Genomic DNA, 25,588 nt, shown 5'->3' with positions numbered 1-25,588 from the left:
CCCGAATCCGACAATGCCTGCGACGTTCTCGGTCCCGGCGCGGCGATAGCGTTCCTGGCCGCCGCCGCGGCGATCCGGCGTCAATGGTGCGCCATCACGCACGACCAGAGCGCCGACGCCTGTGGGACCGCCAAGCTTGTGGCCCGAAAGGCTGAGATAGTCGACGCCCAGTCCGTGAAAATCGACCGTCGCCTTCCCTGCTCCCTGGACAGCGTCGCAGTGGACGAGGGCGCCTGCCGCCCGCGAGATCCGCACGACCTCCGCGATCGGCTGCAACACACCGGTCTCGTTGTTCGCAAACATCACCGAAACCAACGCAGGCCCGTCCACCCCGTGGAGCATGTGCTCGAGAGCCGCCAAATCGACCGTGCCACGGGGCTCGACCGGAATGACTTTGGCATCGGGAGCAGGCCTTAGCACGCTGTCGTGCTCGATGGCCGAAACCAGAACGTACGGGCGACCCGCGCCTGCCAGCACGAGGTTATTCGCCTCCGTGCCGCCCGATGTGAAGACGACCTCTGTCGGCATGGCACCGACAAGAGCGGCCACGCTGCGACGCGCCGCCTCGATCCGCGCGCGTGCGGCGCGGCCCGCGCGATGAACCGACGAAGGATTGCCGCCGGCCCGCAGCGCCTCGATCATGGCATCGAGCGCCGCCGGCCGCAGAGGGCTGGTGGCGTTGTGATCAAGGTACACTGACACGACGCTCATCGGGCAGCCTTAGCTGGCGGCGGCCATCGAGCCGTTGCTGGCGGCGGTTGGCGCCTCGGAGAGTCTTGTAGTGATCTTCCGCTCGAGCACATCCGACAGGGTGACGGAACTCAGGAACATGTGGATCTGATTGCCGAGCTCTTCCCACAGATCATGGGTCAGGCACTTGCTGCGGTCGGTGCGGCATCCGGGTGCACCCATCTCCGTGCAGCGCGTCGCCGAGATCGGCTCGTCGACCGCGAGAATGATCTCCGATACGCGCGTTTCGTTGGACGCCTTGGCCAGACGGTAGCCCCCACCGGGCCCGCGCACGCTTTTCACCAGCTCGGCCCGCCGCAGGCGGGCGAAAAGCTGTTCGAGGTAAGACAAAGAGATCTCTTGTCGCGCCGCGATATCCGACAGAGAGACAGGCTTAGCCTGGGCATGACGGGCCAAATCGACCATCGCCATCACGGCATAACGACCCTTGGTGCTGAGCTTCACAGCATCCTCCTCGCGCCGGGCTGAACCGGCTGTCGCATCCAAACGCCTAAAGGTCTTGAAAACCAAGGCGTTGCTACGATATTCCAGCCCCCCGGAACACAGGGGGAAAGACCAACTATTCAGCTTGGTTTTAGTAAACCTGAGTAGGTTGGTCAAGTATCATGCGTGCCTGCGAAAATGCTGCTGTCGGCCACCACCGGCGGCCTGAAGCGGCCAATAATGATGAATAATCGGAGTTTCCATGCCTGACGTGATGTTTACCGGCCCGGAAGGTCGCCTCGAGGGCCGCTATCATCAGAGCAAGGAAGATCATGCGCCCATCGCGCTGATCCTCCATCCCCATCCGCAATATGGCGGGACGATGAACCACAAGGTGGTGTTCTCGCTGTTCCACGTCTTCGTGAATCGGGGCTTTTCGGTCCTGCGGTTCAATACTCGGGGAGTGGGGCGCAGTCAGGGTCGGTTCGACAACGGCATGGGCGAACTGAGCGACGCCGCGGCTGCCCTCGACTGGCTGCAGACGATGAACGCCGACGCCAAATCCTGTTGGATCGCCGGCTATTCCTTCGGCGCCTGGATCGGCATGCAGCTTCTGATGCGGCGGCCGGAGATCGATTGCTTCGTGTCCGTCGCGCCGCCGGCGAATTCATACGATTTCGGCTTCCTTGCCCCCTGTCCCTCCTCCGGCCTGATCGTCGGGGCCGAGAAGGACGAGGTCGTTCCCCTGGCCGATATCCAGAAGCTGGTGGCCCGACTGTCGCTGCAGAAGGGCATTACCGTCGAGGCGCGGACCATCAAGGGCGCCAACCATTTCTTCCACGACTCGCTCGACCGGCTTGCCGTCGAAGTCGACAAGTACGTCGCCAAGTGCCTGATCAATCCGCCCGGCCGGGCGACATCCAACAAGGAACCGTAAGCCCGAAGGCGCAGGCTACGGCAGGTGCAGCCGGCCGCCGGTTTGCGGCCGCGGCACACCGGTCGTCGTCGGAAAGGTAAGTGGCAGTCCACGCAACGATCGCACCGCGAGGAAGCCGAAAGCCTGGGCCTCGATCGCATCGCTATTCCAGCCCAGGGCATCGGCGGTAATCACGTCGCTGCGCGTCTCCTCTGCCACGGCCCTGAGCAACGTCGGATTGCGCGCGCCACCACCGCAGATGATCCACTGCGTGACTGGCGCCGGGAAATGCCGCGTGGCCAGTGAGACTGCCCGCGCCGTGCCACGAGTGAGCGTCGCCGCGCCATCGGCGACGCTCAGCCCATCCGCCCATGACTCGTTGAAATCTCCGCGATCGAGAGACTTCGGCGGCTTGCGGGCGAAGTAACGATGCTCGCTGAAGCGTTCCAGGCGTGCACGATCGACCTTGCCCGCCGCGGCCAGCGCTCCATCGACGTCGAAACGGGACCCAGCCCGCCGCGCGCACCAATCGTCAATCGGCGCATTGCCCGGTCCAGTGTCAAACGCAAGCAGCGAGCCGTCGGCACCGATCCAGGTGACATTGGCAACGCCACCGACATTCAAGACGGCCAGCGGCCGCCGCAGGTCGCGTACCAGCGCGGCATGGTAGACGGGCACCAGCGGCGCCCCTTGGCCGCCCGATGCCACATCGGCGCTGCGCAGGTCGTTCACCACCTTCACGCCAAGCGCCTTCGCCAATGCTGTCCCGTCACCGATCTGCCAGGTGAACCGCTTCTCGGGCCGATGCGTGATGGTCTGTCCGTGAAAGCCAACGACGTCGATTGATGCAGGTGCAATGTCGTGCATTGCCGCCGCGTGCCGCGCCGCCTCGATATGAGCGTCCGTGACCGCCTGCTCGGCCGTGCGCGTCATCTCGTTCGGGGTTTCCGCCCCGAATGCGGCACGGATCAAGGAGCGCACGCGGTCGCTGTAAGGCAGCGTCAGCGCCGGCCCGAAACCAAAGATGCGCTCGCCGTCGGTCTCGATCACGGTCACGTCGATGCCGTCGACCGAAGTCCCGCTCATCAGACCGAGAGCGCGCATCAGGCAAGATGCCAGCGCATGCGCGCCGCGAAGGAGCCGTCCCGGGTTGAATCGAACTTCCGTGACGCCGGCCAATCGTAGCCGATCCATGCGGGCCGGACCCGCCTCGCGTCCGGCTCGAAGCGATAGCGCGGGATAACGTGCGCATTCGGCGCAGGCTCGCTGTTGCCAAGCGTCTCGTAGTTGATACGGCAGGCATCCGTCAGGGCAAGCACCGCGTCGCCGGCGCGAATCGCATCCAGCGAGTATTGGACGCGTTGCGCCTCATCGAGCGCGTTGAGGCTTTCGACCGCGGGATCCGCAAGCGGGAGGCAATGTCCGTCCAATGGCTGAACGTCCCCGATGACCAGCCAGCCCGATGTCATCCGGCAGATAACGAAAGGATCGAGGCCGCGTCGCGCCAGTTCCACTCGACGTTCGATGAGATTGGCCAAGTTTCGCTCCGTTGAGAGCACGCCCGGCCCGTGTTACACCGCCCGCCCTTCACGGACAAATCGCCGGACGGAGAGATGGCGGGCTTCAAGTCGGACTTCATGCGGATCGTGCACGAACGCGGAATGGTGCATCAATGCAGCGATGCCGGACGCCTGGACATGCTTCTCGCAACCGGCGTCCGCACGGCCTATATCGGCTTCGACTGCACGGCCGATTCGCTGCATGTCGGCCACCTGCTGCAGATCATGCTGCTGCGCTGGTGGCAGCAGTGCGGGCACAAGCCCATTGCATTGATGGGCGGCGGGACGACGAAGGTCGGGGATCCATCGGGGCGCGACGAGACGCGCCAGCTTCTCACGGCCGAGCAGATCGATGCCAACATGGCGAGCATCAAGAAGAGCTTCTCGAACTATCTCCGCTTCGGCAGCGGCCCAACCGATGCGGTGATGGCCAACAACGCCGACTGGCTCGACACGCTCCTCTATATCCCGCTGCTGCGCGATGTCGGCCGGCATTTCTCGGTCAACCGCATGCTGACGATGGACTCGGTGAGGCTTCGCCTCGAGCGCGATCAGCCGCTCTCCTTCCTCGAGTTCAACTACATGGTCCTGCAGTCCTACGATTTCGTGGAACTGTTCAAGCGCCACAACTGCATCCTCCAGATGGGCGGCTCGGACCAGTGGGGCAACATCGTGATGGGTGCCGATCTCGGGCGGCGCATGGCCGGAGCCGACCTGTTTGCGCTGACTTCGCCCCTGCTCGCATCGGCCTCGGGGGCGAAGATGGGCAAGACCGCTGCCGGCGCGGTCTGGCTCAATCCCGAGCGGCTCAGTCCCTATGACTTCTGGCAATATTGGCGCAACACCGAAGACGCCGATGTCGGTCGCTTCCTCAGGCTATTCACCGAGTTGCCGCTCGGCGAGATCAAACGGTTGGAAGCACTCGAGGGCCAGGAGATCAACGAGGCCAAGAAAATCCTGGCCACCGAGGTCACGCGCCTGGCGCACGGCGGCGAAGCTGCGGACCGTGCGGCCGACACGGCCCGGCGCACCTTCGAAGAGGGCGCAAGGGCGGAGACCCTGCCAACCATCGACGTCGGCCGCAGCCGGCTGGCTGCCGGTGTCGCGGCCTTCGAGCTGCTGCACGAGGCCGGTCTCGCGGAAAGCCGGAATGCGGCACGCAAGCTGATCAGGGGCGGCGGCGCGCGATTGAACGACAAGCCCATCCCGTCCGATGCAGAGCTGATCAAGGACGGCGATCTCGACGCCTCGGGCACGCTGAAATTGTCGGCCGGCCGCAAGCGGCATGTGCTGGTGCGGGCCGTCTAGAGTTCAGGGCGGCAATTTGGCGGGCGGCGGCGCGGGCCCGGCTTGGGCGTTGAACAGCTCGCGCAGTGCGCCGGGCGTGACGGCCGACATCATGTTGATGTCTGGCTTCAGGTCGTCGAACGGCCCCTCGAGCCGATAGGATATGGCGAAGATGCCAGCGTCCTTGCCGCCGGTAAGCAGCGGCCCCAGCAAGGGCACGTTCGACAGCAGATTGTTGAGCGCGAACGCCGGCACGACGACGCCGCGCAGCCACGCCGTGTCGCTCGCGAGGTCGAGATGTCCCGCCGCCGTGAGGCCGACCGATTTGCCGCTGGTACGCCCGTTCTTGACCTCGACGCGATCGCCGTTTTTGACAATCTCTGCCTCCAACCCGTCGAATTGCTGCAAGGCGTTGCCGGCCCGGCTGAGTCCGTCGATCGTCGAATTGAGCGAGTCGACGCCGCTGCGTGGCGTCACCTTCTGCAAGCGATAGGGCCCAAGCTTCAACGTCCCGAAAAGCGGCGCACCGGTGGCGGTGTCGTCGACCCTGCCTCGAAAATCGAGAAAGCCTCCGGCCAGGCCGTCGAGCCAGCCGGCATCCCTCAGAAGCTGCCCGAAGTCGGCGACATAGACGGCGACCGTGCGCGCACCGGGCACCCGCTGGACACGGAAGGTTGCGCCGCGGCCGCCGCCGAGCCCGAGGTCGGCTGACACAACGCGGTCGCCCGACATCTCGAACCGGCCGGAAAGCGTGCCCAGCGTGCCGCGCTGCACCAACACCTGATCGAGATGAATGGCGATGCGCGCGCTGTCTTGAGATCTCTGCGTCGCACCGCCCGGCGTCGCCTTGGCTTCTTCGTCGCGGACCTTGAGCGCCTGCCGCACCCTGGCCAGCTCGATCGAATGCCCACCCACGTCGATATCGACACCCCCCGGCCGGCGCCGCCAATCGACCGATATGCTCGTGCGGCCAAGGGTCAGCTCGTTGAACGTCAGTTGTTGGACGGCGTCTTCCCCGTTGAATCGCGCCGTGCCCTTGACCGCAAGGCCGCCACCGCGGCCATCGAATTCGGCCGCACCGAGCTTGCCGCCCGGCATCAACTTCAGACCGATCGTGAAGTGGCCATCGACTCCCGCCTCCTTGCTCCACCCGAGTTCCGGCACAGCGGCATGGGCACCCTTGAGATCGAAACGCCCCTGCAAGTCGCCCGTGCCATTGGCCGCAACCTGGTAGACGAGGTTCGAAATGCCGATCGGACCTGAAACGTAGGGCTCCAGGGAGGGGAAGCCCGCCCTGCCGACCAGCCCGGCAGGCAGCGTCCCCTTGAGCTCATAGCGCTCGCGATACGAAACCTTCGGCCCGAACTGGGCGCGCCAACCGATATCGACCGGAGACCCGTCGAGCTTGCCGGCTCCGGCCACATCGAGGCGGGAATTTTCGTAGAGGACGTGGCCGGCCGCCTCGGTGAGATCGACTCCGCCGATGGCTCCTTTGAGGGAGAAGTGTGACAACTCGGCTTTGGCACGGACATCGAGTTGGGCAACGGTAAGGGCGTTCAGCAGCGGGAAAGCGAGCCCGAGATCGATCGAGACGTCCCCGCCCACGCGCTTGGGATCGTAGAGCACGTCCTTCGGCAGGCCGAGCTGGGGCCGGGCGAGAAGCGCAATGGCGGCGGCCGCCGAACCCTTGATCGGCATATGCAGTCGCGCAGTCTGGGGCGGAGACGCGTCGAGATCGGTCAGGTCGATCGTAGCCCCCGCGATCGACAGGCCGACCCCGGCGCCCTGCGCGATGTCGAAATGCAGGGTTCCCTTCTCGTACCGTGCCGTGCCCGTCACTCCCTCGATCTCGGGCATATGCGGCATGTAGTGCACCTGCATTCCGCGATAGTCGAGAAGCGCCACCATCCGGTCGACGTCGAGCCGGGAAATGTCGTCGCCCGGCGCACTCAATCCGAACTCTGCGGCGACATCGAGCGTGCCGCCACGAAGATTGGCGAGAGCCCAATGCCGCCCGCCCGCGGCAAATTCGAGCGGCCAGTAGTCGCCCAGCCGGTCCACAGGTATGCCTCGAACCGCGGCCCGCCCGGAAAAGGTCTGGCCGCGTTCGGTGCGCGTACCGGTGCCGGTCAGCGATATCTCGGCCGCATCGAGGTTCACCAGGACCTGGTCGATCTTGGCGACATGCGACGCTGCATCGACCGAAGCGGCGGCCTTCACGCCGTGGATTCGGTGCGAGACCGGCAGGACGCCGGGCAAGGTCACCGTGCCGCTACCCCCCGTGACCTCCGCGACAATGCTGCGAATGTCGCCGGTTCCGTCCGCTTCGATGCGCATCCGACCCGACAGGGCGACATCGACGCCCCGCAGCAGGGCCGCGTCGGGTGACAGGTCGGCAAGCATTGACGGCTTGAGCCCGTCGATCTTCGCCTCGAGGGAGATCCGGCTGCGATCGCGCGCATATTTGCCCGCCAGGGCGACGTTGACGGGGCCGCCGCCATTGTCGAAGGCTCCGCTGGCCGATATGACCACGCCGCTCTCGTCGCGCTTCAGCAGGGCCTGTAGACTGGGCGCATTCCAGACGATGCCGCTGGGAACGTCGCGCACCGTCACGTGGGCGTGCTCCACCCGGACGGTATCGAGCTGACCGAGCAGCGTGGCGTGATTGGGCTTGGCCAGAAGCTGCTCGATCAGGACGCTGACAACCTCTGCCTCGGACGAGGAATCCGGCGTCGCCAGCACACGTTGCAGCATACCGCCCTCACGCGTGATATCGGCCTTGAGCATCGGCCTTTCGACGACGATGGCGGTCGGCAGGAAGCGCGCCTTGAGCACACTGCCAGGCTCGAAAGAAAGCGCAACGCTCGGCGCCGTCGCCACCGTCTGCTTGCTCTCGTCGACGACGTGCAGGTCGTTGAGGACCAGCTGCATCGGTCGTGCCCCTCCACCCCATTCGACGTAGATGTGGTCGGCGCCGACGGTCATCTTGCCGGCCGGCGTGTCGATCTCCTGGGTGACCTGCGAGCGAAGGAAGTCGAGGTCGATCGGCCCGAACAAAAGCCGCACGCAAGCGCCCAATACGATCGCCGCCAGGATGGCCGCGCCGTAGCCCACGATGCGTCCGATTCCGCGATATACTCTTCCGACCAAAGCTCTTCCGCTTGTTCGCGTTCTTGACGATGACGGCAGGTCCGGGCAAGCGTGCCGCAGTAATCCGACAATCTAGCTGCCGCTTCATCCGATGTCTTGGCTTTCGACCGTCCACCTGCCACGTCCGCACCATGGAGATCGGCTGGCCGTCGCATGGACGCGGTGGGACGAGAAGGCCGCGAGACCTGAAGAGCCGGCCGCCGCCGCGCTGCTCGAAGCGTTGTTCGGCAACAGTCCCTATCTCACCGAGACCGCGCTAAAAGACCCGGGTTTCATGGCCGATCTGTGGCAGCGCGGCCCTGATGCATCGTTGACTGCGCTCGACGACCTCTTGGCATCGGTGCGCCGTCGCGCCCGCGACGGCGTGGATCCGGGCGAGGTCGCATCGGCCTTGCGCCGGCTGAAGAGACAGGTCGCTCTTGCGGTGGCGGTGGCCGACGTCGCCGGCGTCTGGCCGCTCGAACGGATCACCGGTGCCCTCAGTTCCTTCGCCAGCGAGGCGCTCGATGCCCTCCTCGATGCGATCCTGCTTCAGCTCGGCCGCAACAGTCAGCTGGCGATCGACGGCGATCCCGATGCCGCGGCCTTCACGGCGCTCGGCATGGGCAAGCTCGGCGCGGGCGAGCTCAACTATTCGAGCGATATCGACCTGATCCTGCTCTACGACCGCGATGCCCCGGCGCTGGCCAGGGATGAGCAGGTGCCGCAGCAATTCGTGCGCGCCGCCCGGCTCCTGGTGCAGCTTCTGTCGGAGGCCTCCGCCGACGGCTATATCTTTCGCACGGACTTGCGCCTGCGACCAGATCCGGGCTCGACGCCGCTGGCGATGTCGGTCCAGGCCGCCGAGCTCTACTACGAGAGCGTCGGGCAGAACTGGGAGCGCGCGGCGATGATCAAGGCGCATCCCGTCGCCGGCAATCGCGCGGTGGGAGAGGCGTTCCTTGCCGAGCTGCGACCCTACATCTGGCGGCGCCATCTCGACTTTGCCGCCATCCACGACATTCATTCGATCAAACGGCAAATCGACGCCCATCGCGGCGGCCGCGCCGTAGGCGTCGGGGGTCATAACGTAAAACTTGGCCGCGGCGGCATTCGGGAGATCGAATTCTTTGCCCAGACGCAGCAGCTCATTTTCGGTGGACGCAATCCGGCGTTGCGCCTGCGCGGGACCTGCGAGACGCTGAGGGCGCTTGCCGACGCCGGGCACGTAACCGCGGCTGCTTCGGACGACTTGATCGAGGCTTACGGCTTCCTGCGGCGGGTCGAGCATCGCCTGCAGATGGTCGACGATCGACAGACCCACAGCTTGCCCGCCGATGATGCCGGGCTCGCCGCGATCGCCACGTTTCTTGGCTACGCCGATCGCGCGAGCTTCGAGCGCGACCTGCTGGCGCGGCTGCGCTGCGTGGAAGGACACTATGCCCGGCTGTTCGAGGAAGCGCCAAGCCTCGCGGGACCGGGCGGCAATCTGGTCTTTACCGGCATCGAGGACGACCCGGGCACATTGGAGACCTTGCGCGCGCTCGGCTTTCGCGACCCGTCGGCCGCGGCCGGCATCGTGCGACGCTGGCATCACGGGCGCTATCGTGCGACGCGGTCGGCCCGGGCGCGCGAGCTGCTTACCGAGTTGATGCCGGCCCTGCTCGAAGCGCTCGGCGCCACGGCTGCGCCCGATCAGGCGCTTCTCAATCTCGACCTCTTCCTCGCCAACCTGCCGACGGGCGTCCAGCTCTTCTCGCTGTTCAAGTCCAATCCGGCGCTGCTCGAGCTCGTCGCGACCATCATGGGCAGCGCGCCGGGCCTTGCCGGCCATCTTGCGCGGCGCACCTTGCTCCTCGATTCGGTGCTTTCTCCCAGCTTCTACACGCCGCCTCCGGCGGCAGTGATCATGGCATCCGATCTTGCCGCCACACTGGCGACGGTCGACGCCGATCAGGACATCCTCGACATAGCGCGGCGCTGGACCAACGACCGGCGCTTCCAGGTCGGTGTGCAGCAGCTCAAGCGCATCGTACGCCCGGCCGAGGCCGGGATGGCCTATTCCGACATTGCGCAGGCCACGATCTCCGCCCTTTGCGACCGCGTCGAGCAAAGCTTCTCGGCGGTCCATGGCAGCTTCCACGGCCAGCGCCTTGCGATCCTGGGGCTGGGCAAGCTCGGCAGCCGCGAGATGTCGGCAACCTCCGACCTCGACCTGATCTTCGTCTATGACATTCCACCGGGCCTCGAAGCGTCCGACGGCAGCCAGCCACTGGCGCCGATCCAGTACTATACGCGGCTCAGCGCCAAGGTGGTGACCGCGCTCACGGCGCTCACGAACGAAGGCGCGCTCTACGAGGTCGACATGCGCCTTCGTCCGTCAGGTCGTGCCGGCCCGCTCGCCAATTCGCTCCAGGGTTTCGAGGCCTATCATGCCGGCTCGGCCTGGACCTGGGAGCACCTGGCGCTGACACGCGCCCGCGTGATCCATGGGCCCGCCGGCCTCGTGGCCCGTCTGGAAGACATCGTGAAAGGCGCGCTTTGCCGAGCGCGCGACCCTGCCGGCCTGGTGCGGGATGTCGCGGACATGCGCGATCGCATCGCACAGCACGCGCCACCCAAGACGGCGTGGGACTTCAAGCATTTGCCTGGTGGCCTTTTCGATATCGACTTCGTCGCCCAGTACCTCGCCCTTCGCCACGCGGCAGAGCGGCCGGATATCCTTCATCCTCACCCCGCCGAGATGATGCGACTCGCGGCGGAGGCAGGATTTCTTTCCCGAGCCGACGCCGATCGGCTGTGCGCCACACGAAGGCTGCTCTCCGACGTGCAAAGCCTGCTTCGCCTCACGCTCAACACCGATGAGGCCGCGTTCGACGAGACCAAGGCGCCGGAGGGACAGCGCCGGCTCATCGCGGAGACAGAGGGTGCTTCCGATCTCGATGAGTTGCGCGCGCGCATCGCCGATGAAACCGAGACCGCGCATGATATATATCGACGCCTGATCGAGCAGGCGGCGCGGGCCGCCGGATGGCAGCCGCGACGGGAACGAAGGAGCGAAGCATGAGCCTCGGTGAAGACCGCATGGAGGGCAGGAAGGCCCCGGATTTCACCGCCGCCACGGACGGCGGCGGCAAGCTCAAGCTGTCCGAGCTGCGCGGCAAGCCGGTGGTGCTCTACTTCTATCCCAAGGACGACACGCCTGGTTGCACGACGGAAGCCTGCGGCTTTCGCGATGCCGCGCCCGATATCAAGAAGCTCAAGGCCCAGGTCGTGGGCGTAAGCAAGGACAGCGTCGGCCGCCACGACAAGTTCAAGGCAAAGTACAAACTGCCCTTTGCTCTCGTATCCGACGAGGATGGAAAGATTTGTGAAAGGTACGGGACCTGGATTGAGAAGAGCCTGTACGGCCGCAAATACATGGGAATCGATCGAGCGACCTTCCTCATCGACAAGGACGGGGTCGTGCGCAAGGTGTGGCGCAAGGTCAAGGTCGCAGGCCATGTGGATGACGTGCAGGAAGCCCTGAAGGCTCTCTAGTCTCGATCGCTGCGCGAGCCGGATCGGACGGCCAGTAATGGTTGTGACCAATTTGCGGTTTGCGTGTCGAGCCCTTCTACGCCGTACGCCACCTGGAATATGCTCCGGCTGGGTGTGTGGGGAGATTTCCGCGGGGTATCGGAACCTCTCCACAAGATTGTGGAGGGCAAATGCTGCAGATATTGGGCCAGGTGGGGCCTGCGAAGATTCATGGGTCCATTTCGGGGGATACCAACAGCAATCAGATCCGTCTGATCTTCGTCGATGACGACGACGATTTCCGGGAAGCGGCATCAGCCGAGCTCGAGGATCTCGGCTTCGCGGTCACGAGCTACCGTGACGGAGCGGCGCTGCTGGCGGCTGTGAATGAAGGTGTCTCCGCCGACGTAATTGTTCTGGACTGGAACATGCCGGAAATGAGCGGCATCGAACTCGTGCCGCGGCTGCGCCGCGAGGGCGTCCGGCTTCCCGTGGTGTTCCTGACCGGCCGTTCGACGCCCAATCTCGAGAGCGCCGCGCTGGATCATGGCGCCCTGGATTTCGTCGACAAGGCTCGCGGCATGCCGATCCTGGCACGGCGTGTACGCCTGATCGTCGAATCCTCGAAGCGGCCGGCCGAGCTCGCCGTCGACGAGACGCTCCATTGCGGCAAGCTGCAGTTGAAGCCGCGCATCAGCCGCGCCTTCTGGAACGGCACCGACGTCAATCTGACCTTGACCGAATTCAATGTGGTTCGCCTCCTCGCTTCGCGAATTGGCGATCACGTGAGCTATCGCGCCGTGTATGACTGCATGCATCATGTGGGGTTCATCGCCGGTAGCGGCGAGCACGGCTACCGCACGAACGTCCGCTCGACCATCAAGCGGATCCGCAACAAGTTCCGCGTCATCGATTCCACCTTCGCCGAGATCGAGAATTATCCCTCGTTCGGCTACCGCTGGGGCGGCGAACGGAAGGCAGCCGCCTAGCCCGCTATCGGTCTCAGCTCTCGAGTTGCCGGTCGCGGCTTTCGGGCACGGCGAACATGGCAACGAGAGAGATGAGGCTGGTTGCCGTCACGTACCATGCCGGCGAGCTGGGATTGCCTGTGGCACCCAGCAGCCAGGTGATGATGAACTGGGTGCTGCCGCCGAACAGCGAGACGCCGACCGCGTAGGCAACGGCGAATCCGGTCGCGCGAACGGGGCGCGGCAGCAATTCGGGGATTGCGACGAATGACGCGGTGGCACCGAGGGCCGTCAGCCCGGTCAGCGCGATCGTCGTGATGTAGACGGTTGGCCCTCCCGGCCACAGATCGATCAGCAGGAACAGCGGCCATGTCACAAGGGTGAGCACGAGGCGCGGCAGCATCATCACGATGCGCCGCCCGTACCGGTCGGCCAGCCATCCTCCCAGCAGCGCAAAGAGGAATGTGCTGGCGCCGCCAATCACGGTCGCGGCGAGCGCAGTCGAGGCCGGAAGATGCAGCGTGGCGATCGCATAGGTGGTCATGTAGTTGGCCGCGTAGGTCGAGACCGTGCCGCCCAGAATCACCAGCACGGCGAGAACGATGAAGCCGCTGTGCGCCCAAAGACTGACGGACCTCCGACGCGGCTCGACACCTGTCTGGACCGGCATATGTAGCGTCTCAGGCATGGCACGGCGCAGGAACACCGCTACCGGGATCAAGGCGAGGCAAAGCACGAACGGCACTCGCCAACCCCAGGCGGCCAGGTCCGCGGGCGACAGCAGCTGCGACAGCAGCAGGCCGCATCCGCTCGCGGCCAGCGCCGCAAGCCCCTGGCTCGCGAGCTGCCAGCTTGAATAGAGGCCGCGCCTGCCTTCGGGCGCGATCTCGATCAGGAAGACACTTGCCGGCCCGACTTCACCCCCCAATGCCAGTCCCTGCACCAGCCGGCAGACCACCACGATGACCGGAGCCGCCACGCCGATCGTGGCGTAGGACGGCGTCAGGGCGAGCGCCATGGTACCTGCCGTGATGAGGATGATGGTGAGCAGCATCGCGGGCTTCCGGCCGGCGCGATCGGCATAGGCGCCGATAATGATGCCGCCCAACGGCCGGAATACGAAGCCTACGCCGAACACGCCCACTGAGAGCAGGAGGCTCATGAATGGGGTCGAGGCCGGGAAGAAGGCCTTGCCGATATAGACCGCGAAGAACGCATAGGCGATGAAGTCGAAAAACTCGAGCGCATTGCCGGCGACGGTCGCCGCCACAACGCTGACTGGAACCCGCTCCGCTGTCCTTCCCCGCGCCCTGGCACCCGCCTCGAACGGAACCGTCGTCTGCATCTACCCCGCCCGTCAAAAAGCCAATTGGCACCGTGCCTTAGCACAAATTTCTCCTCGATGCGTATCAAACCAGAAGAAATCGTGACAACTCGTTGATTTGAAATAAAAAGAGCGAGACGGGTATCGGCGCGACCAGCCGGGAATCGCTGACTCAGTTGCGCCGGCTGGATGAAAGTGGCGGGAGGGCGACCCGGCGCGCCACTCGATCGCTAGACAGGAGGCGCAAGACTGCGGCAGACGTCAGCGCTTCCTCGGCTCCCAGCCGTAGACTTTCTGCAACGCGCCTCCCATCAGCATCGCGCGGTCGCTGTCGGACAGGCGATCGGTGACGCGAAAGGCCTCCACGCCCTGCTTGTAGGTGAGAAGGCCGACGGCGCGCGTCCAGTCCGTACCCCAGAGACAGCGATCGAGACCGAAGCCGTCGAAGATCCGGGCCAGCGGATCCCAGATGTCCTTGTAAGGAAAGGGCTCATGCGAAAGCGTGCAGGCCCCCGTGATCTTGACGGCGATGTTCTTGTGCCGGCGGAGCTCTAGCAGCTTCGGCAGATCCGACCACGGCTGCGCCGGAGCCGGCGGCGCAAAGGGCTGCTGCAATCCGAGATGATCGATCACGATCTGCGTATCGGGGTTGCGCGCGGCCATCTGGCCGGCCTGCTCGAGCCGCCCCCAGCAGAGCAGATTGACCGGCAGATCGTGCCTCGCCGCGGCCGCCAGCACGCGATTGATCCCGGGATCCGCCGCGTCAGTCGACACGTCGGGCCGCATCATGATCCGGATGGCGACCGTGCCGTCGATGCCCGCCCACTCGGCGATCGTCTCGGCAACCTTGGGATCGTTCGGATCGACGGGCTTGATCACGGCGAAGCGACCGGGATGGGCCTTCCGAACGGCGCGCGCATAGCTCGCATCCCAGCGATACATGGTGAAGACCGAGACGAGCAGCGCGCCATCGACGCCGACCTCGTCCATGGCCTTCACCATGTCGTCGCCCGTAACCTCCGGCGGGCCGGCGAGAACCTCATGCCACGGGCGCCCCGGATGGTTGCGTTCGTAGCAGTGAACCTGGGCATCGACTGTCGGCATGAAATCTTCCTCCGCGTGAATTGGCGCGAGGCTAGGGCCTGGCCTTCAGCCCTTCAAGCGCGGCCACTGTTTCAGCCCTCGCGACACTCGTCTGGCGAACAGGCATGGCGGGGCCGAAGGCGATCGATCATATTTGGCGATCCTCCAAGCCGAGTTGCATGGACATGACCGTCGAGACCGTGCGTGCATTCCTGTCCGCCCACGCACCCGATATCGAGATCGTCGAACTGCAGGACAGCACCGCGACGGTCGAGTTGGCAGCCAGAAGGCACGGCGTGCTGCCGGCGCAGATCGCCAAGACCCTGTCGCTTCGCGTCAAGGATCGCAGTCTGCTGGTCGTGACCTGCGGCGATGCCCGCCTGAACAACAGGAAGGTCAAGGACGCGCTGGGCGGCAAGGCAAGCATGCTGACTTCCGATGAGGTCGTTGCCACGACGGGCCATCCGGTGGGCGGCGTCTGTCCGTTCGGGCTGGCGACGGTGCTGCCCGTCTATTGCGATGTTTCGCTGCGCGCCTTCGACGAGGTCCTGCCTGCCGCCGGTTCGACCAACAGCGCGCTGCGCATAAGTCCGTTGCGCATGGCGGCTCTCGTCAGGGCCGAATGGGTCGATGTCTGCGATCGCCGATGAACGGAGAGAAGCGTTGATCCCATGTCAAACGGCGCTAAGCTCGGCGAATGAAGCGAACTCTCCTCATCGCACTTCTTGTTGCCGCCTGCTCGGCAAGCAATCTCCAAACCTCGCGCGGCCCCAACGGCGAGACCATCACCGGAAACGCCGTCTCGGTTCAGGTCACAAACGCGAGCAACGCGCAGGCAGCCTTCTCGCTCGCCGAGAACTACTGCCGCGACAAGAGACGCGCGGCGCGCTTCGTCGCCCAGACCGGCACGACGGCCGCGTTCGACTGCGTAAAGAGCGAATAGGCGGACTCACGGAATAGCGGTGGTCGGTTCGCGCACCGTCAGGTCGACGGCTCGCGCCCTGTGCGCATAGATGTCGATCTTGGCCCACATGCGGCCGCGCACCACCTTGTCGGCTTCTTCGGCAGTCTCGAACGGTCCATGCCAGACCATGGTGTCGGGAATGGGCCTGTTCCAGTTGGCCCGGCCGTTCTCGATTCGATACTCCGCCTCGAACACAAACCACATGACACGCTCCGGCCGCGGTGACATTGCGCGCTGCATACACCGGTACTTTGCCGACCAAGCCGCAGCTTTCACGGTCTAGCCGACAGCAATTGGCTGGTAAGGGCCTCGCAGTCGACGTCCTTGGCGTCTCCGATCACGGGATGCGGAATCGGGACCTTGACCGTGATCACCGGCTTTCGAATCTTGCCCTGGACAGTGACCGGTCCGTGCAGGTCCAAAAGATCGAACTTCTTCGGCCGCGCAGTCACCATGAAGTTCACGGTCTGAGCCCCCAGCCCAACCTCGCCCTCGACCTGTAGCACGGATTTCTGAGTGTCGAGCAGGGTCCGATCGAACGTCACCGTGCCGTGGCTGAAGTCGAGCCGGCCGAGAGCGCATCGAATGGGAATGCGATGGTCGCCAGCGACGTAGAGGACCAGCGCATCGACGATCTGCAGGCCGGCGAGGCTCACCATTAGGTCACTCACCGATCCGCCCTCCATCGCGATGTCGATATGGCCGTTCGATGTGCCCATGATCCGGGCCAGCGACCGGCCGGTGCCGGCCAGCGAGACGCGTCCCTGGATCTTGCCCTTGGTGGTGTCGAAGTAACGCGAACCGCGGAAGAATGCGCCGAAGTCGAGGTTGCTCAGCGCGAGGCCGGCGCGCACGCCGGGATCGTCAGTCCGCGCATCGACGATGAGGTCTCCGCTGACATTACCGCCGGCAATGGCGAGATTGAGCGGACGGACCGTGGCCACGCCCTTGTCGACATGGACGCCGAAGGCAAGGGCCGTCACGGGCAGGTAGGATGGCGCCACGACGCGTTTGGCATCGAGTGACACATCCATGTTCATCGCCCGCAGGCGCTCGACATGGAGCGGCACGTTGGGAAAGAGCTCACCCTCCGCCTCGAGCTGCCGTGCGGTCGCGGCCTGCCGCGACGAGACGTTGCCGCTCGTGCCCGGCGAGGCGCCGATCAAGGGCGCGAGATCGGCGAAGGTCAGGTGCTGGGAGACGAGATTGGCCGTGAGATGCGAGGGCTGCTGGCGATCGTCGATCGTGACGTCGCCCGAGAGATCGCTGGTCCCGACATGCCAGGTGGTATTCGTCACCTTCCACATGCCGGGCCGGCGGTCGAGGCGGCCGGTAATGCGGTAGGGCGGCGTGCGTGGGCCGGGAATGCCGAGCAGTGGATAGATGTCGGCCAGATTGGGACCGGAGAGGTCGACCTCCACATCGGCACCCTTCCACTGGATGGGGTCCTGGAGCGTCCCCTTCACCGTGACCCTGGTGGCGCCGTAAGCGATGTCGAGATCAACCGGGTAGGGCTTGTCGGTCTGCCGCAGCATCAGCGCCGAGCCGCCTACGAAATGGACGGTGAGTGGCTGGTTCTCGAGCTTGCCGGAAAGGTCGAGCCTGGCCTCGGGCTGGCCGCCCGCCTGCCCCGTCGCGGTCGAGATCGTGCCCTTCAGATCGATCTTGCGTCCGAGGTCGCTGTAGCCCACCTGGCCCTGGTCGATCTCGAGCTGACCGATGAGCGGAGTCTGATGCCGCTCCTTCGGCGCCACCGCTTTGGCAGCGCCGACCGTCAGCGGGCTCTGTTCGAAATCCCAATTGGTCTCTTCCTTGTCGTTGCGCTCGAGATAGACCTCCGGCTTGCGCAGCGTGAGATGCGGCAAGACAAAGTCGCCCCGCAGCAACGGCCAGAGGCGGAGGCCGAAATCGACTTCCTCGGCCTTCAACATGTGCTCCGCCTTGCCCCAGGCCGAGTTGGCGATCTGCACGTCAGTCAAATGCACATGCGCCGTCGTTCCCCAGTCGATCCTGATCGCGCCGATTGTGGTCTTGCGGCCGGAATAGGCGCTGGCACGGCTTTCGACCTCGCTGCGCACCCAGGCCGAGGTCGCGAATGCATAGAGCGCGCCGGCAGCGACCACGATGAGCAGGGCGATGACGCCCGCCGACCAGGCGATGATCTTCAATGCGCGCGCCATTGCCTCCAACCGCTTGGCCTGCCGCCGGCCCGATTCGACGCGGCATCAACGTGCCGAACGATCCGGTTGCATCCGGGGTTCCGGCCCGGAGCCAATTGCGGCAGCACGGTGGCGTATGACGCGTCATGCACAGAAACTTTGGAGGCTCCCCGCCGTTTCCTCGGCAGTTCGAAAGGAGACCGTCATGGTTAGAATATTGGCGATCGTCGCGGCCGCACTGGCCCTGTCGGCATCGGCTGCCATGGCACAGGTCAAGGCAGTACCCGTCTCCGGCGATGGCGTGCCGGCCAAGGCGCAAACCCGGCCGCAGCAAGCCATGTTGCCCGCGGGCGATCGGGGCTCGGTCGGTACGTTCATTTTCGACGAATACGGCAACGTCTATGACGCTCGCGGCGACATCATCAAGCCGCGTCCGCTGAAGCACTAGCTCAGGTCTTTGCCGGCCTTTGCTCCTCGGAGCGGTCGGTCGCCGGCGGCGGGGTGCGGGAAAGGTCGCCGATCTCGGCGCGCAGTTCGGGCGTCATCCTCACCTCGACCGCCGCAAGCGAATCCTTCAGTTGCTCGATATTGCGCGCGCCGATGATGGGCGCGGTCACCGCGGGATGCGCGCCAACCCAGGCGATGGCGGCGCTGACCGGATGCAGGCCCTTCTGCCTGCAGAAGGCCACGTACTTCTCGGCCACCTCGACCATCCACGGGTCGCCGTAGCGCGCCTCGTACATCTTGTTGGAGCGCAGCCGGCCCGACGCCTGCCCGAAGTACTTGCCCGACAGCAGCCCCGCTGCCCCGGGACTGTAGGGAATGACGCCGAGGCCGTTGGCTTCCGCCATCGGCAGGATCTCGACTTCGGCCTGGCGCTTCACGAGATTGTACATCGGCTGCAGCACTTGCAGCCGCGCCCATCCGTTGCGCTCCTCGATGTCGATTGCCCTCTGGATCTGCCAGGCCGCCCAGTTGCTGATGGCCGGATAGATCACCTTGCCCGAGCGCACCAGATCCTCGAGCGCGCGCATCGACTCCTCGATTGGCGTCAGGCTGTCCCACTGATGCAGGAACAGGACGTCGACACGGTCGGTCTGCAGACGCTTCAGGCTCGCTTCCACGGCGCGCACGATGTGCCGGCGCGAGAGGCCGCGCGCGTTGGCGTCGGGCCCAATCGGATTGAAGCACTTGGTCGTCAGCACGAGCTCGTCGCGGTGGCCCTTTGCCAGCCGGCCGAGGATCTCCTCCGATTTGCCGTTGGCATAGGCGTCGGCGCAGTCGAAGAAATTGATGCCAGCGTCGCGGCAAGCTTTGTACATCGCGGCCGACATGGTCTCGTCGGCATCGCCGCCGAAGGACATGGTGCCGAAGCAGAGCTCGGAGACGGAAAGCCCGGTGCGGCCGAGAAGCTTTGTTCTCATGCAGGCGTTCTAGCACGCCACATTCGCCTCGCCGCGCACCCCAAAAGAAAAGCCCCGCCAGGGGTGTGTGGTGGGGTGGCGGGGCTTCGAGGACACACACTCAGTTGTCAGAGCTTCAAATCGTAGCCGTCGGAAATTTCCCGTCTTAGATCAACATGTTATTCGATATTTTTAACTTAAAAATGAAACCAGCTCAAGCAAGTTGCTGGAGATATGTAGTTATCCGGCATGTTCCACTGAAGACGGCTAACCGATTGATTTGTAATATCTTTTTTGAACCGCCGCAGGCTGTAACCGCTGTGACAATTCTGTGGTCAAAGTCCTTGACGCATGTGCGAAAACGCTGCAATGTCAGTGCGTTCGGCGAAAACGTTCCACATTCGGGGGACGAAGCCCGGGAGGCTTAATATTTTCGATAATTTTAGCCGAACGATGGAGCGCTCTCCCAATATTTTGAGGGCGTATACTTTTGTAACTACTATTTTTGTCAAGCGTAGCTTCCCGGGCATCCTCCTGATTTCTTTGCCCATTCCGGCTCGAGGCTGAAATTCCTGTCGAATCGTCCTACGCTCCTGGCGGACATGGACGAGGCGTCCTACGATTTCATCGTCGCCGGCGCGGGCTCCGCGGGATGCGCGATCGCCGGAAGGCTGAGCGAGGACGGACGGCACCGCGTGCTGCTGCTCGAGGCGGGACCGCGCGACACCTACCCCTGGATCCACATCCCGCTCGGCTACCACAAGACCTTCAACAATCCGCGCGTGAACTGGATGTTCGACTCCGAGCCCGAGCCCGAGCTCGACAACCGGATCATGTATCAGCCGCGCGGCAAGGTGCTGGGCGGCACCAGCTCGATCAACGGCATGGTCTATATGCGCGGCAATGCCGCCGACTATGACGAATGGCGCCAGCGCGGCTGCGAGGGCTGGGACTACGACTCGGTGCTGCCCTACTTCAAGCGCGCCGAGGACAATGCGCGTGGCGCCGACGCATTTCACGGCACCGGAGGCCCGCTCAAGGTCAGCGACCATCGCTGGCAACCCACCCTCGCCCGCGCCATGCACGATGCTGCCGTGCAGGCCGGTATCCCGGCCAATCCCGACTTCAACGGCGCCGGGCAGGAAGGCGTGGGCTACTACCAGACCACGATCAACAAGGCGCGGCGCTGGTCGAGCGCGCGCGCCTATCTCGGCGGTGTGCGGCGACGCGGCAACCTCACCATCGCCACCCGCGCGCATGCCACGCGAATCGTGATCGAAAACGGCCGTGCGGTCGGGGTGGAATACCTCACCCCGGCGGGCGTCGTGCGCGCCGGAGCGAGGCACGAGGTGATCGTATCGGGCGGCGTGTACGGCTCGCCACAGCTTTTGATGCTGTCCGGCCTCGGTCCGGCCGCACATCTCAGGCAGCATGGCATCGAGGTCGTTCGCGACATGCCGGGCGTCGGCAGCCACCTGCACGACCATTTCAATACCTACGTCGCCTACCGCTGCGCGCAGCCGGTCACGATGAACGACCTCGCGATCAGTCTGCGCCATCGCGTCAGAGCCGCGGCGCAATATGCCTTCGGCCGCACCGGTCCGCTCGCCAGCATGGGCCTGTTCGTGGGCGCGTTGGTCAGGAGCGACAGGCGGCTGGAACGGCCAGACCTGCAGATCAACATGTTCGCCTGGGCGGTGAAGGACCGAAACCGGCACGGGGTCGTGCCGCAGCCCTTCTCCGCCTTCGGGCTCAGCCCCGTGCATCTGCGTCCCGACGGCCGCGGCACGGTGCGCCTCAAATCGCCCGATCCGCTGGCCGCACCCGAAATTCGCTTCAACTTCCTGAAGAGCACCTACGATTTCCAGGCGCTGATCGAGGGCATGCGCATCTGCCGCGAGATCGCCCGCCAGCCGGCATTGCAGCCGTTCGTCGTCGAAGAGATCTTGCCGGGCGCGACGGTGACGAGCGAAGCCGACCTGAAGGCCGACATTCGCGCGCGCGGCGTCTCGAACCTCCATCCGGTCGGCACCTGCCGCATGGGCCGCGAGATCGACGCCGTGGTCGATCCGCAGCTTCGCGTGCATGGCATCGACAATCTGCGCGTCGCCGATGCCTCGATCATGCCCTCGATCGTCGCCGGCAACACCAACGCGCCCGCCATCATGATCGGCGAGAAGTGCGCCGACATGGTGCGCGCCGCCGCGCAATAGCCGCCACCCGAAACATCGACGGCCGGTGCACGGCGCTGGACAGGCGGGCCACGGCGGTCGTTAGATGAGGCGGGGTGTGCCGGCCAATCGATGTCGGGGGATGCGGCCGTGCGGCGGAAGCTGACGCGTAGCTCGGTGTGGAGTGCAGTGGCCATGGCGCTCGCGCTGGCGAGCCTCTATCGCTGGCGCAAGGAGGTGGAGCAGGCGGCGCAGCATCTCATGTCGCAGCTCTCGCGATGGGCGAGGACGAGCGACGCGTTCCTCGTGCTGCTGGCCGTCGCGATCGTCGCCCTGGCGGTCGTATACATCGTGCCGTGGATCGCAAGACGCATGGCCTCGCCGGGCCTCGGCTGCACGTTCGAGGACCTGACGCCGGAGCAGAAGGGCTTTCTCACGATCCAGTTCGCGCGCGGCCTGCGCCGGGTCGAGGTGTTGCCCATGACCAGCCGCCAGCGGTGGTTCGAGTCGCTTGTGAGGCTGCGGTATGTCGAGCGCCGCGAGATCCTCCTGCAACCCGGGCAGGCCTGGCCCCACGACTCCGGTGTCACGATGCCCTACGAGGTGACCGCAGCCGCCTGGCGCGAGCTGCGCCGCAAGCTCGCACGTGAGGGCGACGCGTCCGGAAGCGATCTCGGCACCGGTCAGGCCGAACCGTGACCTTCCGTCGGCGGATCGACCGCCGGGCCTTGTCGCACCGAAGTCACGCCTGCGCGCTTGGCCGCGTGCTTCGCTTCGCTATCGTCCGCACCGTCGCCCGCAGAGCAGCCGTGGAAGAATGCTCAATCCCCGCTTCATAACGGACTTCGCCGATCAGGCCGTGATACTGCCCCTCGCGACTGCGATTGCCTTGATCTTCCTGCTGTCGGGATGGCGTCGCGGCGCGTTCGCATGGACCATGGCGGTAGGCGCCACGCTCGGCCTGATGCTGCTGTTGAAGCTCGCCTTCCTCGCCTGCGGCCACCTCGTCCCCGAGGCGGGTCTCGTCAGCCCGAGCGGCCACACGGCGGCGGCCGTCGTCGTCTATGGCGGATTGGCGGGTATCGCCATGCGTTCCCTGACCAACAACAGATACTGGCTGATCGCCTGCACCTTCGCCGTCGCCCTGTTGTGCGCGGTCGTGTTCGGCGCAAGCCGGTTGCGCCTCGGCCTGCACTCGATGCCGGAGGTGCTGGCCGGCGGCATGATCGGCGTGGGTGGCGCGATCTCGTCGACCGCGCTGGCGGGTGTTCCCTCGCCGGCAGTCAGGTTGGCGCATGTCCTGGCTGTCGGGTTGGCCATAGTGCTCCTGCTCCACGGCCTCCACCTGCCCGCCGAGGCCGCGATCAGATCGGTCGCCTTCACCTTCTGGCCGTTCTCGGCCTGCCGCTGAGGGACGGGCGCGGCCATGGCCCGGAGATATCGGCCTCGTCCGGCATCGGAGAGGGTGGCGCGTCTGGCGCGCATCGCCGCGATCGTCGTGGCAGGCGGCGTTCTCGTGGCAGCCCTGATCCTGATGTTCGGCGCCTTCGCCATTCCCTTCCTCGAGGCGAGGCCATGAGCACTGTCCGCGCTCGCGCACTGTTGCCAGCCGGCAACACCGATGGACGAAGTGAACGCATGGTCCGGAACGTCCCTCGAAGATCGCGCGCTCTGTCCTACAATACGTCAAAACAACTCGGGCGCGCTCCGTCTCTCCCCTCGGAGACCAACCATGGCCAGGTACGATCACATCCACGACGACAATGTCGTCCCTCTGTTCGAGGATATCCTTGCCCGGCGGCAGCGGCGTGCTGTGGGCCGGTTCGGCAGTCTCAGGGCCACCCTCAGGCGGGCCTGGGACGTGGCATTCTGCTGGCGCAAGGCCATTTGAGGCGGGAGTCCAAGCCGCTGCTTCAGGTGCCGGCCGGATAGCTTGCGATTTCGACGAGGTTGCCGTCCGGATCGTAACAGTAGACCGAGGTCATCGGGCCGAGGGCCCCTATCTGCCGCGATGGTCCGCGCTCGATTTTCACCCCGCAGCCCTCGAGATGCGCCACCACCTCGTCCGGCGATTGTGAGGTGATGAAGCAGAGATCGAGGGCGCCGGGACCGTCGTTCTTCACCGACCACCAGTCCGCCTCGCCGGTCGGCCGCACGTTGAATTTCTGCCGGCCGAACTTCAGGGCGGTGTGCCTGTAGTCGCCGAACTCCTCGCGCGTCATGCCCAGCACCCGCTGGTACCACGCCACCGTGGTCTCGACGTCGCGGCAGTTGAGCACGATGTGATCGACGCGATCGACGGTGATGGGCATGGCGATGGTCTCCCTCGGCTCAGTGGAACGTGCGGCCCGAATCGATCACCAGCGTCTGGCCGGTCATGGTGTTGGTGCGACACATGGTGACGACCTGATCGGCAACGTCGTCCTTGTCGGCGGCCTTGCCGAGCAGCGATTGACGGCGGCCGTTCTCGATCTGCTCGGGCCGCAGGTTGGCCGTCGCGCGCGTGCCTTCAAGCAGACCGGGCGCGACGCAATTGACCAGCACCTCCGGCGCCAGCGCCACGGCCATGCACTTGGTAAGGTGGATCAGGCCCGCCTTGGAGACGGCATAGGCGATCGACGAGCCCGTCGGACCCAGCCCCGCGACCGACGAGATGTTGACGATCCGCCCGCTGCCCTGCCGTTTCATGACAGGCGCCACTGCCTTGGTGCACAGCATCGGCCCGGTGAGGTTGATGTCGAGGATCTTCGTCCACTCCTCGTAACTTAGGCCGTCGAGGTCCGTGAAGGGGATCGCCTTGTTGTAGGCAGCGTCGTTCACCAGTATATCGAGCCGGCCGAAGCGCTTGCCGACATCGTCGACGAGCCGCTGCACCTGATCGCGCTCGGTCACGTCGCAGGCAAAGGCGGCCGCACCCACCTGATGCTTCTCGAGCTCGCGCGCGACGCCCGCCGCCTGGTCCCGGCTCCTGGCGCAGACGACGGCAATGTGACAGCCCTCGGCTGCCAGCGCGTGGCAGATGCGCTGTCCCAGCCCGCCATTGCCGCCGGTGACGACGGCGACTTTTCCCTTGAGGTCCATGTGTCTGCCCGATCGGTTTCCGATTAATGCGACGGCACAAGATATCGCATTGTGGCGTGCGGCGAAGTGCTCGGACAGGGACAAGCGAAGCCGCCTGCCACGCTATGCGCCCGACAGTATCAATTGCATGACGTTGGAGAATATCGCCTGCACGCCCGGGAATACGCTGTAGGCTTCCAGTACGAACAAGACAAAAACAGTGTTCGCAATCAGGTCGTCGGCATCGAACGCCGTCATGGCTCCAAGAACGGCGCGGCGCAGAAAAGGCAGATGATCTGCCAGAAGAACCGCCAGCGAACTGATGACTATGCCGGCAATGATATCGCTCGGATAGTGCACGCCCAAAGCCACCCGGCAAAGCCCTACCGTGAAGAAACACCAGATGAAATTGGCTGCTCCGACGCGCCGGTTGATCGTGAATATGGTTGCAGCCAATCCGAAATACAGGACGGCCGTGTCACTCGGAAATGAATAGTGACGCTTCTGAAACCGATCGATATCCCATTGCAGGATGTTGATCACATCAATGCTTCGATCAAAGATCGGTCTCACATGAATGGCCAACACGTGCTGACAAAGCAAGCTGACGGCGAGAATGAGGGACGTCGCCAGAAATCCCACGACGATTCGAGACCTCGTCTCGGCGTCTCTGGGTGAAAACCAAAGGTAAGTCAGGGTGCCGAATACCGGTATCCCGCGGCCCATGGGATTGTCCCCGAGAAACCTTACGAGCTTCATCAGGTATGGATAAGCCGCTGTCGTGTGATTGAAAAACAGAAGCAGATCACGATCGATCTGATGCATAGGATGTCATCGCCGGTGTCGGACGTGCCTTCCCTTCACGGAGCCCGA

General features: G+C 64.9%; 25 protein-coding genes. 12 read left to right on the top strand and 13 right to left on the bottom strand.

The genetic code is table 11. The annotated features are described in order from the left end of the window. On the bottom strand, window positions 1-711 hold a 711-nt coding region (locus VH499_RS00510; RefSeq protein ID WP_332050713.1), incomplete at its 3' end, for a cysteine desulfurase family protein. A 9-nt stretch (window positions 712-720) separates the two neighbouring features. After that, complete coding sequence (locus tag VH499_RS00505) at window positions 721-1,260, bottom strand: Rrf2 family transcriptional regulator (RefSeq protein ID WP_332050712.1); 540 nt, start codon at window positions 1,258-1,260, stop codon at window positions 721-723. Between the two features lie 175 nt (window positions 1,261-1,435). On the opposite strand from VH499_RS00505, the gene VH499_RS00500 reads away from it, so the two are divergent. Next, window positions 1,436-2,110 carry an alpha/beta hydrolase gene (locus tag VH499_RS00500; protein WP_332050711.1) on the top strand — a complete coding sequence of 225 codons (675 nt, stop codon included), beginning with the start codon at window positions 1,436-1,438 and terminating at the stop codon, window positions 2,108-2,110. Between the two features lie 15 nt (window positions 2,111-2,125). Here the strand turns inward: VH499_RS00500 and VH499_RS00495 are convergent, their stop codons facing one another. Next, window positions 2,126-3,193 (bottom strand): anhydro-N-acetylmuramic acid kinase, encoded by a 1,068-nt coding sequence (locus tag VH499_RS00495; RefSeq protein ID WP_332050710.1) that lies wholly within the window; start codon window positions 3,191-3,193, stop codon window positions 2,126-2,128. Beyond that, window positions 3,193-3,627 carry a hypothetical protein gene (locus VH499_RS00490; protein WP_332050709.1) on the bottom strand — a complete coding sequence of 145 codons (435 nt, stop codon included), beginning with the start codon at window positions 3,625-3,627 and terminating at the stop codon, window positions 3,193-3,195. The genes VH499_RS00495 and VH499_RS00490 overlap by 1 nt, the downstream gene beginning before the upstream one ends. Before the next feature lie 75 nt (window positions 3,628-3,702). Between VH499_RS00490 and tyrS the strand changes: the two genes are divergently transcribed. Beyond that, window positions 3,703-4,956 (top strand): tyrosine--tRNA ligase, encoded by a 1,254-nt coding sequence (gene tyrS / locus VH499_RS00485; RefSeq protein ID WP_332050708.1) that lies wholly within the window; start codon window positions 3,703-3,705, stop codon window positions 4,954-4,956. 3 nt (window positions 4,957-4,959) lie between these two features. Here tyrS and VH499_RS00480 read toward each other — a convergent pair whose 3' ends face one another. Continuing rightward, entirely contained in the window at window positions 4,960-8,049 is a 3,090-nt protein-coding gene (locus VH499_RS00480; protein ID WP_332050707.1) for a DUF3971 domain-containing protein, read from the bottom strand. 127 nt (window positions 8,050-8,176) lie between these two features. On the opposite strand from VH499_RS00480, the gene VH499_RS00475 reads away from it, so the two are divergent. The 3 genes from VH499_RS00475 to VH499_RS00465 all read left to right on the top strand — a co-directional run bounded on the left by VH499_RS00475 (window position 8,177) and on the right by VH499_RS00465 (window position 12,572). Continuing rightward, window positions 8,177-11,131, top strand: a complete 2,955-nt coding sequence (locus tag VH499_RS00475; RefSeq protein WP_332050706.1) for a bifunctional [glutamine synthetase] adenylyltransferase/[glutamine synthetase]-adenylyl-L-tyrosine phosphorylase — start codon at window positions 8,177-8,179, stop codon at window positions 11,129-11,131. Next, window positions 11,128-11,604 carry a thioredoxin-dependent thiol peroxidase gene (bcp, locus tag VH499_RS00470; protein ID WP_332050705.1) on the top strand — a complete coding sequence of 159 codons (477 nt, stop codon included), beginning with the start codon at window positions 11,128-11,130 and terminating at the stop codon, window positions 11,602-11,604. The genes VH499_RS00475 and bcp overlap by 4 nt, the downstream gene beginning before the upstream one ends. A 170-nt stretch (window positions 11,605-11,774) precedes the next feature. Further along, a complete protein-coding gene (locus tag VH499_RS00465; protein WP_332050704.1) occupies window positions 11,775-12,572 on the top strand; it encodes a response regulator transcription factor in 798 nt (265 codons plus the stop codon). A 13-nt stretch (window positions 12,573-12,585) separates the two neighbouring features. Here VH499_RS00465 and VH499_RS00460 read toward each other — a convergent pair whose 3' ends face one another. Continuing rightward, window positions 12,586-13,896 carry an MFS transporter gene (locus VH499_RS00460; RefSeq protein ID WP_332050703.1) on the bottom strand — a complete coding sequence of 437 codons (1,311 nt, stop codon included), beginning with the start codon at window positions 13,894-13,896 and terminating at the stop codon, window positions 12,586-12,588. Between the two features lie 240 nt (window positions 13,897-14,136). Beyond that, entirely contained in the window at window positions 14,137-14,979 is an 843-nt protein-coding gene (locus VH499_RS00455; protein ID WP_332050702.1) for an amidohydrolase family protein, read from the bottom strand. Between the two features lie 164 nt (window positions 14,980-15,143). Here VH499_RS00455 and VH499_RS00450 point away from each other — a divergent pair, with 164 nt between their 5' ends. After that, a complete protein-coding gene (locus VH499_RS00450) occupies window positions 15,144-15,608 on the top strand; it encodes a YbaK/EbsC family protein (RefSeq protein ID WP_332050701.1) in 465 nt (154 codons plus the stop codon). Between the two features lie 47 nt (window positions 15,609-15,655). Next, window positions 15,656-15,901: a hypothetical protein gene (locus VH499_RS00445; protein ID WP_332050700.1), complete on the top strand. Its 246-nt coding sequence runs from the start codon at window positions 15,656-15,658 to the stop codon at window positions 15,899-15,901. Between the two features lie 6 nt (window positions 15,902-15,907). On the opposite strand, the gene VH499_RS00440 is transcribed toward VH499_RS00445, so the two are convergent. Next, window positions 15,908-16,126 carry a hypothetical protein gene (locus tag VH499_RS00440; protein WP_332050699.1) on the bottom strand — a complete coding sequence of 73 codons (219 nt, stop codon included), beginning with the start codon at window positions 16,124-16,126 and terminating at the stop codon, window positions 15,908-15,910. A 68-nt stretch (window positions 16,127-16,194) separates the two neighbouring features. Next, window positions 16,195-18,102: an AsmA family protein gene (locus tag VH499_RS00435; RefSeq protein ID WP_332050698.1), complete on the bottom strand. Its 1,908-nt coding sequence runs from the start codon at window positions 18,100-18,102 to the stop codon at window positions 16,195-16,197. A 184-nt stretch (window positions 18,103-18,286) separates the two neighbouring features. Here VH499_RS00435 and VH499_RS00430 point away from each other — a divergent pair, with 184 nt between their 5' ends. Next, window positions 18,287-18,529 carry a hypothetical protein gene (locus tag VH499_RS00430; RefSeq protein WP_332050697.1) on the top strand — a complete coding sequence of 81 codons (243 nt, stop codon included), beginning with the start codon at window positions 18,287-18,289 and terminating at the stop codon, window positions 18,527-18,529. 1 nt (window position 18,530) lies between these two features. Here VH499_RS00430 and VH499_RS00425 read toward each other — a convergent pair whose 3' ends face one another. Beyond that, entirely contained in the window at window positions 18,531-19,505 is a 975-nt protein-coding gene (locus tag VH499_RS00425; RefSeq protein ID WP_332050696.1) for an aldo/keto reductase, read from the bottom strand. A 581-nt stretch (window positions 19,506-20,086) separates the two neighbouring features. Here VH499_RS00425 and VH499_RS00420 point away from each other — a divergent pair. From VH499_RS00420 to VH499_RS00405, 4 genes are all read left to right on the top strand, one after another. Next, complete coding sequence (locus tag VH499_RS00420; protein WP_332050695.1) at window positions 20,087-21,697, top strand: choline dehydrogenase; 1,611 nt, start codon at window positions 20,087-20,089, stop codon at window positions 21,695-21,697. A 108-nt stretch (window positions 21,698-21,805) separates the two neighbouring features. Then, a complete protein-coding gene (locus VH499_RS00415; protein WP_332050694.1) occupies window positions 21,806-22,354 on the top strand; it encodes a hypothetical protein in 549 nt (182 codons plus the stop codon). 118 nt (window positions 22,355-22,472) lie between these two features. Continuing rightward, window positions 22,473-23,066 (top strand): phosphatase PAP2 family protein, encoded by a 594-nt coding sequence (locus VH499_RS00410; protein ID WP_332050693.1) that lies wholly within the window; start codon window positions 22,473-22,475, stop codon window positions 23,064-23,066. Between the two features lie 321 nt (window positions 23,067-23,387). Then, a complete protein-coding gene (locus tag VH499_RS00405) occupies window positions 23,388-23,546 on the top strand; it encodes a hypothetical protein (RefSeq protein ID WP_332050692.1) in 159 nt (52 codons plus the stop codon). A 22-nt stretch (window positions 23,547-23,568) separates the two neighbouring features. Here VH499_RS00405 and VH499_RS00400 read toward each other — a convergent pair whose 3' ends face one another. From VH499_RS00400 to VH499_RS00390, 3 genes are all read right to left on the bottom strand, one after another. After that, window positions 23,569-23,967 (bottom strand): VOC family protein, encoded by a 399-nt coding sequence (locus VH499_RS00400; RefSeq protein WP_332050691.1) that lies wholly within the window; start codon window positions 23,965-23,967, stop codon window positions 23,569-23,571. 19 nt (window positions 23,968-23,986) lie between these two features. Then, entirely contained in the window at window positions 23,987-24,736 is a 750-nt protein-coding gene (locus tag VH499_RS00395) for an SDR family oxidoreductase (RefSeq protein ID WP_332050690.1), read from the bottom strand. Window positions 24,737-24,838: 102 nt separating this feature from the next. Continuing rightward, window positions 24,839-25,540 (bottom strand): phosphatase PAP2 family protein, encoded by a 702-nt coding sequence (locus tag VH499_RS00390; RefSeq protein WP_332050689.1) that lies wholly within the window; start codon window positions 25,538-25,540, stop codon window positions 24,839-24,841. Between the last annotated feature and the right edge of the window lie 48 nt (window positions 25,541-25,588).

It is taken from the genome of Reyranella sp., assembly GCF_036558665.1.
Lineage (GTDB): Bacteria > Pseudomonadota > Alphaproteobacteria > Reyranellales > Reyranellaceae > Reyranella.
The sequence above is the reverse complement of the archived record's forward strand: the minus strand, read 5'-3'. Positions and strand labels throughout refer to the sequence as shown.

Excerpts from the sequence above, each read along its gene's own strand:
- VH499_RS00400 (WP_332050691.1), bottom strand. The coding sequence starts at position 23,967 with ATGCCCATCACCGTCGATCGCGTCGATCACATCGTGCTCAACTGCCGC.
- tyrS (WP_332050708.1), top strand. The coding sequence starts at position 3,703 with ATGGCGGGCTTCAAGTCGGACTTCATGCGGATCGTGCACGAACGCGGA.
- VH499_RS00455 (WP_332050702.1), bottom strand. The coding sequence starts at position 14,979 with ATGCCGACAGTCGATGCCCAGGTTCACTGCTACGAACGCAACCATCCG.
- VH499_RS00460 (WP_332050703.1), bottom strand. The coding sequence starts at position 13,896 with ATGCAGACGACGGTTCCGTTCGAGGCGGGTGCCAGGGCGCGGGGAAGG.
- VH499_RS00435 (WP_332050698.1), bottom strand. The coding sequence starts at position 18,102 with ATGGCGCGCGCATTGAAGATCATCGCCTGGTCGGCGGGCGTCATCGCC.
- VH499_RS00390 (WP_332050689.1), bottom strand. The coding sequence starts at position 25,540 with ATGCATCAGATCGATCGTGATCTGCTTCTGTTTTTCAATCACACGACA.
- VH499_RS00500 (WP_332050711.1), top strand. The coding sequence starts at position 1,436 with ATGCCTGACGTGATGTTTACCGGCCCGGAAGGTCGCCTCGAGGGCCGC.
- VH499_RS00495 (WP_332050710.1), bottom strand. The coding sequence starts at position 3,193 with ATGCGCGCTCTCGGTCTGATGAGCGGGACTTCGGTCGACGGCATCGAC.
- VH499_RS00445 (WP_332050700.1), top strand. The coding sequence starts at position 15,656 with ATGAAGCGAACTCTCCTCATCGCACTTCTTGTTGCCGCCTGCTCGGCA.
- bcp (WP_332050705.1), top strand. The coding sequence starts at position 11,128 with ATGAGCCTCGGTGAAGACCGCATGGAGGGCAGGAAGGCCCCGGATTTC.
- VH499_RS00410 (WP_332050693.1), top strand. The coding sequence starts at position 22,473 with ATGCTCAATCCCCGCTTCATAACGGACTTCGCCGATCAGGCCGTGATA.
- VH499_RS00450 (WP_332050701.1), top strand. The coding sequence starts at position 15,144 with ATGACCGTCGAGACCGTGCGTGCATTCCTGTCCGCCCACGCACCCGAT.
- VH499_RS00430 (WP_332050697.1), top strand. The coding sequence starts at position 18,287 with ATGGTTAGAATATTGGCGATCGTCGCGGCCGCACTGGCCCTGTCGGCA.
- VH499_RS00420 (WP_332050695.1), top strand. The coding sequence starts at position 20,087 with ATGGACGAGGCGTCCTACGATTTCATCGTCGCCGGCGCGGGCTCCGCG.
- VH499_RS00465 (WP_332050704.1), top strand. The coding sequence starts at position 11,775 with ATGCTGCAGATATTGGGCCAGGTGGGGCCTGCGAAGATTCATGGGTCC.
- VH499_RS00440 (WP_332050699.1), bottom strand. The coding sequence starts at position 16,126 with ATGTGGTTTGTGTTCGAGGCGGAGTATCGAATCGAGAACGGCCGGGCC.
- VH499_RS00395 (WP_332050690.1), bottom strand. The coding sequence starts at position 24,736 with ATGGACCTCAAGGGAAAAGTCGCCGTCGTCACCGGCGGCAATGGCGGG.
- VH499_RS00405 (WP_332050692.1), top strand. The coding sequence starts at position 23,388 with ATGGCCAGGTACGATCACATCCACGACGACAATGTCGTCCCTCTGTTC.
- VH499_RS00425 (WP_332050696.1), bottom strand. The coding sequence starts at position 19,505 with ATGAGAACAAAGCTTCTCGGCCGCACCGGGCTTTCCGTCTCCGAGCTC.
- VH499_RS00475 (WP_332050706.1), top strand. The coding sequence starts at position 8,177 with ATGTCTTGGCTTTCGACCGTCCACCTGCCACGTCCGCACCATGGAGAT.